This is a genomic window from Synechococcus sp. H55.11 (genome assembly GCF_047462475.1).
In the GTDB taxonomy this organism is placed as follows: Bacteria; Cyanobacteriota; Cyanobacteriia; order Thermostichales; family Thermostichaceae; genus Thermostichus.
The window spans coordinates 1-663 of sequence record NZ_JANSJI010000307.1 but is presented as its reverse complement, the minus strand read 5'-3'; the positions used below and the strand labels follow the sequence as shown (position 1 = coordinate 663).

General features: G+C 61.1%; 1 protein-coding gene. It reads left to right on the top strand.

All coding sequences use genetic code 11. The annotated features are described in order from the left end of the window. Positions 1–114: 114 nt before the first annotated feature. On the top strand, positions 115–663 hold a 549-nt coding region (locus NW853_RS12185; protein ID WP_414349136.1), incomplete at its 3' end, for an endonuclease domain-containing protein.

Here is a 663-nt window from a genome sequence, read left to right as displayed (position 1 = left end):
CCCCCCCTTTGTGCCCCCCCCCGGCCCCCACATACACAGCCCCAGGGCCCCGCGGCGGCCGGGGGCGCGGGGGGCAACCCCTGGGGCGTTCAGTTTAAGCAAGGACTTTTCAACATGTCTTCCGACTCCCACCTCTTCCGCACCCGCACGGAGCTGGAGGCGAAGGGGTATCGGCTGGTGGGGAATGTGTTTGTGCCCTCACCCCCTAACCCTCTCTCCCACGTGGCGGGCGAGGGGGGATGGCCCTCATCCCCGGATTCCTTCTCCCACCCAGCAGGAGAAGGGGAGTACAAATTGCCTGAAGCCAGCCGGGAACTGATTGCCAGAGCACGGCAGTTACGCCGCGAGGCGACTACCGCCGAAGGCTTGCTATGGGAATTTTTGCGTGACCGTCGGCTGTTAGGCCGGAAGTTCCGTCGTCAACACCCGATTGGACAATTCATCGCCGACTTTTTCTGTGACGACGCCCGTCTAATCATCGAGATAGATGAGGGCGTGCACCGCGAACCCACTCAGCAGGAACGCGACCGTTTGCGGGAGGAAATCCTGCGCAAACATGGCTTTGCCGTTCTGCGCTTTACCAATGACCAGGTATTGGACCAGACGGAACAAGTCCTCCGAGAAATTGCCGACTATGTCGCTACTCATTCCTACGAGCACCCA